Raw genomic sequence first — 13,348 nt, 5'->3', positions numbered from 1 at the left:
AAATTCACCTAAATAATTGTATGACTTTGTCCATATCTGTAAGCAGGAAAGAATGTATTTTCAGCATTATTAAAAGTGCAAAACTGTGAAAATTCCCGGTATTTTGCATCGTCGAAAATAATTCTACCAGTGTAGTAGGGTGTGATTGTATTTGAAAAACCTTTCTTAAAATTAAATAATGAGTCACTCTCTCCAAATCCACCCCCTAGATGTAAATATGTAAAATCGTTATTTTTTGCCCACTTTATGGCATTCCATATGATTGTTTCAGAAGGATAAACACCTTTTATATTTTTTTTCGATCCTGAAAGATGATAATTAACAATGGAGTTTCCAGCAATAAACATACTAGCACCCATTAGTTGTTCAGAACAATTTACTTCAACTAATACTGAAAAGAGAGATGAAAAGTGATCTTTAATGAAAGATGGAGCAAAAAAATATTTATCGGATGCACAATTATTTTTCATTGTATCATAATATAAAGAAATGAATTCATCAATATCGCTTTCTAGAGGATTTTCAGATATTTTCACTTCACAATTTTCTCTTTTCGTTTTCTTTATGTTGTACTTATGCCCTTTACGTATTCCCTGCCAAATTTTATCAAGATCGTTTCTAAGGTCAATAAGTACTGTATCATTGTTATAATGCAATGATATGTGATTCTCGAAACCCTCAGAAAAGGTTTCCCAGTTCTTTAAGACCGGATGAAAACGAATAAATTCAGAAATATAATTATTCTCTTTGGCGAAGTGATAATAATCCCTCATAAATAATTGCAATGATTTCGTTCTTTTTGAAATATCATCGTTTTTATAATGGATTAGGGGACCTCCGTATCCATAAGGAGTTATAAGATCAAAATAATTATGCGTATCATTTAATGTGTTCGGAATCCCTCTTATAAGATGTGACCAGAATATGCATACGTGCTGATCTTCCCATACTAGTCCTTCAGGTTTTGCATTATAATGATTAGCGAATAATTTAAAATACTCATAATGAAAATAAACATCATTGAAATTTGAAAATCGTGTTAGCACCCGATTCCATTCATCTTTCTCAGTTATTATTTCCATCAATAGACTCCAGGGTTCGCATTATATGACTCACTATCTTTTCAGATGCGCATCCATCACCATATGGATTTTGTATATGTTTTATTTTCTCTATAAATGAACTATCATGCATTGCAAAATGAACGGCATCAATAATCTCATCTATATCACAATTAACATTCAGTGTGTTACCTGCTCTCAATCTGTTATTCTGCCTTGAACCGATGCATACGAAGGGTTTTTTAAAACTTGGTAATTCAACAATTCCCGCACTTGAATTTCCGAGCATTATAGTGCACTTATCTAATAACCCAAGAAAATCCCGCCTTTCAAGGTGTGGGAAGACTTGAAAGAATGGTAATTCTTTAGCTTTTTTTTCAAGGACTGAATTAATTATTCTTCCTCCAGAATCAGCATTCGAATAAACTGCAATAGTAGATATTTCTAATTCATTAATTGCATCCAAAATTATTCTCATTTGTGTTTCAACATCCAAAATTTCTTTAGTGTCTGGATGATGCATCAACAATATTAATGGTTGTCCAGATAAAAGACAAAACTTTGCATCGATTTCATCTTCGGGTGTATACTCTCGTAATATAATATCGTCAAGACCCGGTTCCCCCACCATAGCAATTGTTTCTTCCACAATTCCTGAATTAATGAGTCTTAGATAACTCTCCTGATTTCCAGTCAGGTGAAAATCAGATAAAACGGTTATTGCAGATCGAATTTTGTCATCTATGGAACCTGAAAGATCGCCACCCCCATGGTGGACAATAGGTATATTTAAATGCGTGGCAGAGATAGCACCAGCAAGACTTTCACCTCTGTCTCCTTCAATAAAAACGAGATCTGGTTTAATCTCCTCTAGAATTTGGGTTATTCCATACAGTCCAATCCCAAGAGATTTAGCCATCGATCCAAGACTGTTATTGTCAAATAACATATCAACTTTTCTAATAGTAAATCCATCAGTTTGTATCTCTCTTAACGTATTACCAAATTGATCACTAAGGTGCATACATGTTGCCACGATAGTAAGTTCTGTTAATTGATTCAAATGTAACAGAGTTCGTTTGATGAGAGAATAATCTGATCTTGAACCAGATACATAAACAATTTTTTTCTTCATGTTTTCACCTGATTAAGAATTTTACAAATGCCCGTCATTTGGTCTGAATCATATCGTTGATCAATCGGAACTGATAAAATCTTCTTACTTAACTGATGCTCATAGAGAAATGACCCAGGTACTATACCCTTGATATCCCAATGAATAGGTGGATAAATACCATTATTTATTAATAGACTTTGTAGATCTTCCCTCTTTTGGTTATTATGTAAAACCAATGGAACCATAAATGGACTTTTTATGTCATTCAATCCATATAAAAATAATTCATTTTTTTTACAACAATCATAAAGTGTATGAATATTTTGCCATCGTCGCTCTACAATTGTGTTAATATCGAGACTTGAAAGAATTAATAATGAAATTTGGGGGATGTGATGAAGTGCAATAGATCGGCAATCTTTATCTTCTTCATATTTTTTATATTTCACCATAAATAAATTTTTTACATCCATATTATGAATTCTAGAAAGATTATAATTCTTATTTAGGTATGTTCTTTTTAAAATCATCGCATCAAGCATGGGTACATAAGATTCTGAACCCTCCATATTAATATCAAATTCAATATTAGAATGAAGAATCACTCCACCATCTGGAATTGGAAATGTTTTTCTGAGACTTGAAATATAAAAGAGATTCTTATGACTTAATTGAAGCCTTGACTTATCTAATAGAGAATGAGTTACGTCAAGTATGATAGAATTGCCGTTTTCAAGCAATTTCTTTATTTGATTTAATAAGTAAAATTCTGTTCCAAAATAATCTATAATTAGAATTATGGAGTTGTATACATTTTCATCAATATTCTGTGTCAAAGGATGTATGTGATCGTAAAAAAAGATATTTAATCGCATTTCCTGGAAGGGCTGAATAATCGAATGACAAAGATATGTAGGGAGGTAACAATTTTTCTGTTGAACGTCTTGTATCTGCTGAAGGACAAATTTTATTGCCTGGCGCCCATCCTGAATAAAAAGACACTTGTTATCACCGATAGAATTATTTAAATAATGTAGGACTGAATTTTTGGAGTCTATATACTCAATATCCGGAAAATGAAAAAAACCTCCAATCTCCATATGCAATCACACATCGTAAATATATTTTCTCATTTGGTAAGTTTTATCATCACACGGAATATATTGATTTCTTACATCAATTGTTGGATAAAAACTGTTTTTTTTAAATATTTTCTGTGATGTAACATTATTTTCTAGAATCCAACAAATTATTTTAAAAAATTTATATTCATTTTTTATCAATTTCAACAAAGTTTCAATTGCAAAATTACCTAATCCCTGATTTTGATAAACCTCACTGATCCCAATAGATATCTCTATAATTACCTTATCTTTTTTATTGATGTAAGAATTATCAATTAATGTCTTTGGTGATTCCAGAATTTTTTCCAATCCTTCCGTTTCAATTATACTATCTGTTATGATATCTAAATATGAATAACCTACCTTCACGTCATTCAAATAAATAATATATATTAATCTTTTTTCACTATTTATTTGCCCTTCAAACCATATTTTCAAAGAAAAGGCGTCTGGTTTTTTATCGTGACCTGTCCAATATATATTTGATTTTTCGGACTTTATTGAATAGAAAAAATCAAAATCATCGATTTTTGCTTTTCTAAGAGAAATCTGTTTAACATCATGTTGCATAAAGCATCAGAGACTCCAAACGATTATAAATTTTAATGATATAATACCTTTTTTCAAGAAACCATCATACGATCTCATCATGAGTTGTTAAGTTAATCCAACAAGCCCATTGTCTGCACGTGTTCCGGTTATGTAGAGTATTTTTCTGGTCATTCCACCATATCCCATGTAATGACATGATCTCTTGGAATCGCTATCTTTGCCTTTTTACCAATCAATAGATCTATATATTTCGGTTCTATTCCGGTCCCAGGTCGTTTTATTGCCAGGTCTTCAGATTGAATTAATGCCCCAACAGCGATGTCTCTTTTCGCCACAATACTACGCCGGGCAACCTTCTTTATTGCCATCTCCTCTTCACACGGACACTTCACGCCATCCCCAAATGCACGCTCCACATCCCGTATTGCCTGAACCATTGCCTTCAGTTCATCCGGCTCAAGAGATGCCCGGTGATCCGGCCCTGGGAGCGAGCGATCCAATGTAAAATGTTTTTCAATTACTTTTGCCCCCATGGTGGCAGCAGCAATCGGGATGGTGATTCCTTCCGTATGATCCGAATACCCAACAGGCACCTTGAATGCACAGCCCATCGTCTCCATTGCCCGCAAGTTCACCGAATGGATAGGAGCGGGATAGCTGGTTGTGCAGTGAAGAAGCATAAGCTCCTGAGCACCATGCTGCCGAAGATAGTTAACTGCCTCCTCCACCTCGCCGAGGGTTGCCATTCCTGTGGAGAGGATAATAGGCTTCTTTTTTTCTGCAATCTTCTTCAGGAGGAGGACATTGGTGATCTCACCTGAAGGTATTTTGAATGCCGGAATTCCAAGCCGAACAAGGAAGTCAACACTCTCTTCATCAAACGGAGTGGAGAGGAAGATGATGCCCTTGCTCCCGGCATAATCATACAGCTCCTGAAACTCTTGATAGGTGAGTTCAAGCTGCTTGATCATCTCATACTGTGATGCTTCAGATCCTGTTGTTTGTTTCTGATATGCTGCCTTCTCGGCAGTGAAGGTGACAATGGCATCTGCCCTGAATGTCTGGAACTTGACAGCATCGGCTCCCGCATCCACTGCTGCATCAATGAGCCGTTTTGCGAGGTTGATATCGCCGTTGTGGTTGACACCGGCCTCGGCGATGATGAAGCAGGGGTGATCTACACTTATGGTTTTATGGGCGATGTGGATTGGTTGCATCATTGTATCCAGCCTTTTCATTCTGCTTTAGACATTTCAATATCTCTCTGAATTGCACTTATTCTGAGTCGAAATGTATCTTAAACAAAGAACATCAATTCATTCAGATATATGATCTATAGACTCTTTCCTTAATATCCAATATCTGTTGAAGATTATTAGTATAATACTCATCAATGCTTTTTTTCACACCATCCTCTACATCTAATTGTACACAGTTTTTATTTATATCTACAATGCTTTGGTGTAGATCCAGATAATCGATTACATCTGCAAGATTTAACACATTTTTAAACGGTACATTTGTATGGATGGCTCTCATCACCTCATAATCTTCCAGGTAATCCAGCGTAAACCGCAATTCAGGACGGCATAGTTTCCCCTTTGCACCAATTGTTTTTATGGAAAAAACTTCCGGACGTCTGATAAGATACCCCCAAATTTCTGTATCCACAATCTGCTTAATCTCACACATTGTTTCCAGTGCCTGAATCTTCATCCCATATGTTGCACTCCCAAGGGGGAGTCCATCAATCTCTATGAAATCATAGTGGCCTTTCTGGATCTCATCAACAATCAGGTTGGAATAATATATTGAAATCAAAGGGTTATCTGCTGTTATTCCAAGAAAATAATCAATCCCAAAAAAACGGCCTGCATCATAAAGACGCTTGAGGACATCAACTTCATCTCCGCAGAAATAGTAGATATCATTTTTTTTTGCGATATTCACCAGAATTTTATCCTGTGGATGAGTTGAGGTACAGAGCACAATTTCCGAAATTCCCTGAATCTCTTTGATTCTATCGATGAGACGTTCGATCACAGTCTTACCATTCAGATCCATAATCACTTTGAGTGGAAGTCGGGATGACTTAAGCCGGGCAGTTATTAAAAAGCCAATTTTCATTCCAATTACCTTTTAATATTTGTATAATCCTCTGCACTACCTGTTTTGAAATTATATTCAATATCACTGAATGTAATACTATCATCTTTTTTCAAAGCTCGACTTGCTTTCAGACCAATAAACTTTGAAAAGTCCAATTGCTTTATTGGACTTTCCGTTTCTGTCCTTTTGAAGATTAAATCGTCTGCATCGAGGATTGTTCCTTTTTGGATATCATGTGCTGCTACGATTGCTTTTTTCATGGGACCGGTGTTTCCATACTTTTTCTCAGCAGAGCTCATTCCGGGGGATCCATCTCCAACAACTAGTAGCGCGAGTTCCATCAACTCTTTTATCTCTTTCATCTGATCCTTTCCAACAGCTGCATGATAATCAATTCTTTCCACCCCATAATCCGGAGTATAATGTTTTTCAAGGATTGGGATACCCATCATGGCACCCATGCAACTGATGAGAACATTATTTGAATCATCATAGGCTGTGTGATCGGCATATCCTACCGGTAGGTTAAAGAAGTCCTTTATTTTGAGCATCTTTTTCAGGTTAATCTCGGCATAGTTCGTGGGATAACTCTGAAACCCATACATCAGAAGAATATCCTCTTTTCCTTTATTTCTCAAAAATTCTACAGCATAATGAATTTCATCTAATGTTGAACCGCCAATACCAAGAATAACCTTACCGGGGAACTGTGCTGCTTCTTTGAGCATGTGATAGTCATTTAAACTTACAGCATGCAATTCGACAGCGAAGATATCTGGAAATGTTGTAATAATAAACTCAAGACTCTCTCTATCATCGCAAAGAGCAACGATATCCAGACCTCGCGCATGAGCAATCCGGAAAGCCTCCATCCATTGTTCTTTTGAAAACATCCAGCTTTTAATTGTTTTTGAAAGAGGATGGTTTTCGACCATATAGGATGACGTATCAAGAAGAAGGTGATATTTGATTGCCTGGACGCCGAGTGCTCCGATCTCTTCTGTCATCTTCAGAAGGTAATTGAAATTACCTTCATGGTTGTATGCAGTTTCTGCGATGATGTAGGGGATCATAGTTAACACCTTAGAATTCATAATAACTTGTTTGTAATTTGTTTTATTAACTTAAAGGGAAATAACATATACGCTAGAGTTTTTCGTTTATAAACAAAAACCCTGTAAATTCTATAACAATATCGTCCATATCCATAACACAACTCTTCATCAGTAGTTTTGAAAAAATTTTGACAATCTTTTTTCAAGCAGTTGTTCTGTTTGATACTTACTAAGCTTTGGTGTTGACGCCCCCAAGACTCTTTGATGTTTTCTCGAACCAACCAAAAATCCTTTGATATGATGATATTCCCACAAAATGAAAAATGTGTACCTAATACAAGCTCATAAAAATTATGATTCTTATAATGATACAAATTTAACATTTTATATCCTTTTAATAGAACATTTCTTTTCGAAAGACTCCATAACACATTTTTATAGTTTATAAAAAAAGATTTTGCCCTATTCCATTTATCCCCACAAACAATCCGTTTTTCTTGAGCATTGGCTTTCTTTTGTAGAATAAAAGATCCATTATCTTGAAGAAATGAACAACTATTTCCATAATACAAAACATAATCGGGATTATTCTGCATAAATGTATATCCATTTATTAATTCATGAATAATCAAGAAATCATCATCTGCACAAGTACAAACAAATTTGGTATTAATCTTTTCCAAAGCATAAATCATTTTTTCTACAAACGAATAACCTGGTAAGTGGAGATATTGAATATTATCATAGTAGTCATTTATTGTATACTGAACATCAGTTGAGTCAACATAAATACATTTGATTCCAAATATTTTATAATAATTTATTGAACGCTCTATCATATCATGTCTATTATGACTCGGAATAACTATGGTTAAATCCAATGATTTTTTTTCAACACCATAAGTACCATTGATAATATTGTACGTACCATTTTCAACTAATCCTTTAATACACTTTAAATTCTCCTTTGTATCCAATATCAACACCTTTTTTGATTCAGTATGATATTTATCTACTTCTTCAACCATTTCTCTGCACCTTCCTTACCACTCAACAAACTCTGGTCGCTCCAGAAATAGTCCCATTCACCAAACCTTCCGATCGTTATTATTCCTTGCTGCTCTAGATATTCACGGATGATCTTTCGACTATCATAGATCTCATGATTAAAAATTACATTCGCATATTGCTCTATCCGAATATCTTTTACGATTAAATCATCTTTTGTGAAAAGACCCATATGAACATAATTCTCTATTTCGTCCTCCAATAAAGTTGAGATCTCTTTTTCCAATGGTTTTTCCTGAGAGAAATATATCTCCCCCTGAATTGAGCTGCACCCATCAGGTACATTATCTCTAGATTTTATGCTCGGAGAATATATTCGCGAAGTCAAAATATCCTCATCATAAATATAGAACCAGAGACATCTCGGGATATCAGGTTTGTTAAAACCTAATGAGATAATTGCACCAGACGTCCATTTTAATTTCTTGCTCGCCTCACGAACAATATCCGGGACATTGTCAATCAATCGAACGATCTCGGGCAATGGAAGACTAGAGATAAGCCAATCAAATTTTTCGATTTGCCTGCCATTTATCTCAATTTCCTTTGTTTCCAGATTAATGCGTGTAATTTCAGATTTAAGGTGGATATTAGCATCTAATGCCATATTATTTATAAATGATTTATACCCACCTTTTATTGGATATCTCATCTCTTTTGCATAATAGGTATTTGGAGTATCAGACGTCATTGCCCCTTCAAGTACTTCTTCGATTGTAGGTAGATACATCCTGCCACCTATCCATCGCGTTTCAAGTTCATCTGCATCAACGGTCCAATATTTCCTTGTATAGACAAGAGGAAAATTTTCTGCAAAATAGTTACCAAATTGAACCCGTAACCATTCTTCATAATTGTCAATAATATCTTCAGAGGATGTATCTACCCTGTTGATGAAGTCAACAATGATCTTAATTTTTTCCTCAATATCCAGATGAAATAAGTTATTTTGGACAGGATGCTTGAGCCAATGCCCTTTGTAATAATTCAATGGATGAGGAATATGCACCTGAGACTGTACACTTTCCGCAAAAAGATCTCTTACATATCTCTCCTCCGTAAATGACAGATGAATAAATGTATCAAATCTAAACCCATCGATCACAAAATTATCACAAAGGCCCCCCCAGGAGTTGGCTTTTTCATAAATAATTGAATCAAAACCAGCTTCTTTAAGATGATAAGCAGCTGAGATACCTGATATTCCAGCACCGAGAATAATTATTTTCATTGACATGAAAAACATACACACATACTAAAAAATTAATTAATATTCAATGGTTTCTTTAAACCGATTCTAACTAGATATAAGATAAGCCTCAATTTTTTCCTTTGATGTTGAATGAAGCCTCTCAAACATTTCAATAAGGGTGGGAATGTGATAAGGCAGATCTCTCTGAATCTTCTCTGACGAGATAGTTCCCATTTGAGGTCTTTTTACAGAAAAAAACTCGGAAGTAACTCCTTCGATATAATTACGATCTAAATCAAATATCTCCATTAACAAGCTATTAAATTCATATTTACTAATAACTTCAGTTGAACCAATATTATAGATACCCTGAACATCACTTTCAATAATTTTTACAAGTATATCGACAACAGTATCTACATAAATTGGATTGAAGAACTGATCTCGTGGTGAATACATTACCCTTTTGGAACGAATAATCTCAAGAAGTTGCATAAAATAATTATTATTTTTGTGATGATCCACAAATCCAAAAATTACAGAGGGGCGAAGGATAACATGGTTATTCATTTTTTTAACATATTCTTCTGCCTCTAACTTTGTCTGAACGTAATAGTTTGATGCACTGGTCTCACAGAGTTCATTGCATCGACCTGTAGGTGTATCATAAACAGCGCATGTTGAAAAATATATAAAATATGAATTTGAAAATATTTCGCATAGATTAGCGGTTGCATCAACATTTGTTGTATAGCAGATCTCAGGATATTTATCACACTCATTAGCCCCGACAATTGCAGCCGTGTGAATTATAACATCAGGTTGTATGGATTTTTTTATTCGTTCCACATCTACTTTTTTTGTGAGGTCTGCAATACAATCTACCATAGGCCCTTTCTTCCGACTTGTTCCAATAACACTCCAAGATGTCATTTCACGAAGGTATTCACTCAATCGATAACCAACAAGACCGTTCACTCCAGTAATCAGTATTTTTTTTTGCTTAACCATGTCGAATACCCCAAGTATACCCAATCGTTGGATCAAAGGGATCAAACCGCTCTATCTCATCTGGATCATGTGGTATAGATGCACAATTTGCAACAATTGCTTTCTCTCCACCCATACTGGTAAACCCATTTACAACATGCGGTGGTACTTTGACAAGTACATAGTTATCTTCACCTATGAAGATCTCCTGTAATTCCCCATGTGTTATTGATTCTTCCCTGGCATCATAGAGGACAAGCTTAATATTCCCGGATATAACTGCATAATTCAATTCCATCTTCCGGTGTACATGCCATGCCTTTATAGCATCTGGAAAGATGATTGAGAAATATATTTCACCAAACTGTGAAAAATGAGGATCAGACGACCGCATCATGTGTCGTACCATCCCCCGCTCATCCATGATTGTTTTTAAGGGCGTTATCATCACACCATCTATCATGTAATCACCTTCTTTTTGAGATTGTCCGGCCAGATTAATAGGTGAAATGGTTTGCATAACAGTTTAAAACAGGTCATAATCAAGCTCCAAAATCATTGAAAAATTGATTAAAGGAATTCAGAATATACGCATTCTGTTCTTCATCAATACCCGGGTAAACACCGATCCAGAAGAGGTTATTCATCACGCGATCGGTGTTTTCAAGCGAACTGGCCACTCGATGCGGTATACCAAGGTATGCTGGCTGTTTGAGTAGGTTTCCCCCAAATAACATCCTTGTTGCAATTTTATGTTTTTCAAGATAGGTAACAATATCTCCTCTCGTAAACGATGCATCATCGTACACCATAATGGGGAAACCAAACCAGCTGGGATCTGATTGTTCCGTGGCGCTGGGCAAAACCAATTCATCCTCATATTCTTTTAATCCATGATGAAGTGTAGCAAAGTTTTCTTTCCGCTTTTGAATGAATCCAGGAAGTTTCTTCAACTGTTCAACTCCGATAGCAGCCTGCATTTCAGTCACTTTGAGATTATATCCAATATGCGAGTAGATGTATTTGTGATCATACCCATAGGGAAGATCACCCATTTTCCAATCAAATCTCTTTTTGCAGGAGTTATCACACCCTGGACCACACCAGCAATCCCGCCCCCAATCCCGGAAAGATCCAAGTATCCTGTTAAGCAGTGGATCACTGGTAAGGACTGCACCCCCTTCACCCATGGTGATATGGTGGGCAGGATAAAAACTGCATGTGGAGATATGACCAAAAGTACCAGTATACTTACCCTGATAACGCGATCCAAGGGCATCACAATTGTCCTCAACAAACCAGAGATCATGATCTTGTACAATCTCCATGATTCTACCAAGATCTGCAGGATTTCCCAGTGTATGTGGGATCACAATTGCCTTCGTTTTTTTAGATAATGCCCCTTCAATCTGGTCTGCCTGAATATTATAGGTTTCATTTTCCACATCAAGAAAAACAGGAATCAGGTTATTTTGTAGAATTGGATTCAATGTCGTGGGAAAACCACAGGCTGTTGTGATAACTTCATCGCCTGTTCTTAAGCGTTTTTCACCAAGTTTTGGAGAAGTAAGAGCTGACACTGCTAGAAGGTTTGCAGATGATCCAGAGTTTGTCAGCAAACAGTGTTTTGCACCAAGAAAAGCTGCCAGTTCTTTTTCGAACTGTTCAGTGTACCGTCCATGAGTCAACCAGAAATCAAGAGAGGCATCAACGAGACTAATTATTTCGCGTTCATCGTAGATTCGCCCAGCATATTGTATATATGTCTCTCCCGGAATGAAAGGATCGGTTTTTTTTTGCAGAAATAGTTCCTTTACTTTGGTAAAGATTTCTGTCCTGTCTTCTGAAGTATGATTCATTCGTTTCTTCTCCAATTGAAATTTATATAATAGGTTCTATCAGGGTCTTGTGTAGAATATAGTTGCAATTGGGTAGCAGGAAGATCTGGTAATACACTGGATACCTCATGAATCATACTCTGAGGTACCTCTCATACTATGTTCATATGCATCAATATCAGTCAAACTGACAGCCTGAATAGACCCAACATCTCCCTGATAATACGCCTTATACCACCCAGCTGTTCTCCTCACAGCCTCATCGAGATTCCACCTTGGCTTCCATTGTAACTGGTGGATTGCCTTATCAATTGCTAACCGTAACACCGAAGCCTCATGGGGCGCGTGATCCTGATGAAGATGCGTCCATGATGCCCCAGAACCCCATTCCTTACAGAAGATATCCATCAGTTCCGAGACCGGACATTCATCATAGCTGAGCGGGCCGAAATTCCATGCAGATGACAGGCCCGGCTCCCTCGTCTCAGCCATCCTGGCTGCTAGTGTCAGGTAGCCGGATAATGGCTCGAGCACATGCTGCCAGGGCCGGACTGCATGAGGATTACGAACATGAACTGCCTTTCCTTCAGATAAAGCCCGCACCGCATCCGGGATGATCCTATCTGCTGCCCAGTCACCTCCACCGATAACATTGCCAGCCCTTACGGTGGCAACACACACCCCATGATCATCTATACAGTCTTTTGGGAAGAAAGAACGCTGATATGAAGAGATGGCAATTTCCGCGGCGGCCTTGCTTGCACTATAAGGATCATGCCCTCCAAGAGGATCGCACTCACGATACCCCCATGTCTGGCCAGAATTCTCATAACACTTATCACTAGTTACCATGACAACCGAGCAAGGCTGCTCACGTTCGTGGATAGTTTCAAGAACATTCAGCGATCCGATGACATTTGTCTGAAACGTACTGATTGGATGCTCATAGCTCAACCTCACAAGGGGCTGGGCAGCAAGATGAAAGACGAAATCAGGATCAGCCTGCCTGATAGCGGTTTTCAAAGAACTCACATCTAAGATATCAGCGGTTGTTTCCCCGGAAAGAAGATCACTTACTGAAGAGACCGAATAATTATTTGGAGTGGTATCCGGAGATAACGAGTACCCATATACCTCGGCACCCAGCTTTGAAAGCCATAGAGAGAGCCACGATCCCTTAAAGCCGGTATGACCGGTAACAACCACCCTCGAGTTCCGGTACTGTGAAAATGGTGATTTCAT

Annotated in this window: 13 protein-coding genes; all 13 read right to left on the bottom strand. The window is 36.9% G+C overall.

Annotated features, from left to right (window positions below; all coding sequences use genetic code 11):
* Positions 1 to 8 precede the first annotated feature (8 nt).
* Positions 9 to 1,082 (bottom strand): peptidoglycan bridge formation glycyltransferase FemA/FemB family protein, encoded by a 1,074-nt coding sequence (locus tag ABCO64_RS05730; protein ID WP_343089274.1) that lies wholly within the window; start codon positions 1,080 to 1,082, stop codon positions 9 to 11.
* Complete coding sequence (neuC, locus tag ABCO64_RS05725; protein ID WP_343089273.1) at positions 1,066 to 2,196, bottom strand: UDP-N-acetylglucosamine 2-epimerase; 1,131 nt, start codon at positions 2,194 to 2,196, stop codon at positions 1,066 to 1,068. The genes ABCO64_RS05730 and neuC overlap by 17 nt, the downstream gene beginning before the upstream one ends.
* On the bottom strand, positions 2,193 to 3,278 hold the full coding sequence (locus ABCO64_RS05720; RefSeq protein ID WP_343089272.1) for a hypothetical protein: 1,086 nt from the start codon (positions 3,276 to 3,278) through the stop codon (positions 2,193 to 2,195). Before ABCO64_RS05720 ends, neuC begins: the two co-directional genes overlap by 4 nt.
* Positions 3,279 to 3,284: 6 nt before the next feature.
* On the bottom strand, positions 3,285 to 3,872 hold the full coding sequence (locus ABCO64_RS05715) for a GNAT family N-acetyltransferase (protein WP_343089271.1): 588 nt from the start codon (positions 3,870 to 3,872) through the stop codon (positions 3,285 to 3,287).
* 149 nt (positions 3,873 to 4,021) lie between these two features.
* Entirely contained in the window at positions 4,022 to 5,074 is a 1,053-nt protein-coding gene (gene neuB, locus ABCO64_RS05710) for an N-acetylneuraminate synthase (RefSeq protein ID WP_343089270.1), read from the bottom strand.
* Between the two features lie 100 nt (positions 5,075 to 5,174).
* Positions 5,175 to 5,981, bottom strand: coding sequence for a cytidylyltransferase domain-containing protein (locus ABCO64_RS05705; RefSeq protein ID WP_343089269.1), 807 nt, complete (start codon positions 5,979 to 5,981; stop codon positions 5,175 to 5,177).
* 5 nt (positions 5,982 to 5,986) lie between these two features.
* On the bottom strand, positions 5,987 to 7,036 hold the full coding sequence (locus ABCO64_RS05700; RefSeq protein WP_343089268.1) for an N-acetylneuraminate synthase family protein: 1,050 nt from the start codon (positions 7,034 to 7,036) through the stop codon (positions 5,987 to 5,989).
* Between the two features lie 17 nt (positions 7,037 to 7,053).
* Complete coding sequence (locus tag ABCO64_RS05695) at positions 7,054 to 8,046, bottom strand: TIGR00180 family glycosyltransferase (RefSeq protein WP_343089267.1); 993 nt, start codon at positions 8,044 to 8,046, stop codon at positions 7,054 to 7,056.
* Complete coding sequence (locus ABCO64_RS05690; protein ID WP_343089266.1) at positions 8,031 to 9,317, bottom strand: protoporphyrinogen/coproporphyrinogen oxidase; 1,287 nt, start codon at positions 9,315 to 9,317, stop codon at positions 8,031 to 8,033. The genes ABCO64_RS05695 and ABCO64_RS05690 overlap by 16 nt, the downstream gene beginning before the upstream one ends.
* A gap of 66 nt (positions 9,318 to 9,383) precedes the next feature.
* Positions 9,384 to 10,289, bottom strand: a complete 906-nt coding sequence (locus tag ABCO64_RS05685) for an SDR family oxidoreductase (protein WP_343089265.1) — start codon at positions 10,287 to 10,289, stop codon at positions 9,384 to 9,386.
* Complete coding sequence (locus ABCO64_RS05680) at positions 10,282 to 10,731, bottom strand: dTDP-4-dehydrorhamnose 3,5-epimerase family protein (RefSeq protein WP_343089264.1); 450 nt, start codon at positions 10,729 to 10,731, stop codon at positions 10,282 to 10,284. The genes ABCO64_RS05685 and ABCO64_RS05680 overlap by 8 nt, the downstream gene beginning before the upstream one ends.
* Positions 10,732 to 10,810: 79 nt before the next feature.
* Entirely contained in the window at positions 10,811 to 12,127 is a 1,317-nt protein-coding gene (gene rfbH, locus ABCO64_RS05675) for a lipopolysaccharide biosynthesis protein RfbH (protein ID WP_343089263.1), read from the bottom strand.
* A 105-nt stretch (positions 12,128 to 12,232) separates the two neighbouring features.
* Positions 12,233 to 13,348 carry a CDP-glucose 4,6-dehydratase gene (rfbG, locus tag ABCO64_RS05670; protein WP_343089262.1) on the bottom strand — a complete coding sequence of 372 codons (1,116 nt, stop codon included), beginning with the start codon at positions 13,346 to 13,348 and terminating at the stop codon, positions 12,233 to 12,235.

The organism is Methanocalculus natronophilus, from assembly GCF_038751955.1.
In the GTDB taxonomy this organism is placed as follows: domain Archaea; phylum Halobacteriota; class Methanomicrobia; order Methanomicrobiales; family Methanocorpusculaceae; genus Methanocalculus; species Methanocalculus natronophilus.
Note: the sequence above shows the minus strand (reverse complement) of the source record. Positions and strands in the feature narration are given on the sequence as shown.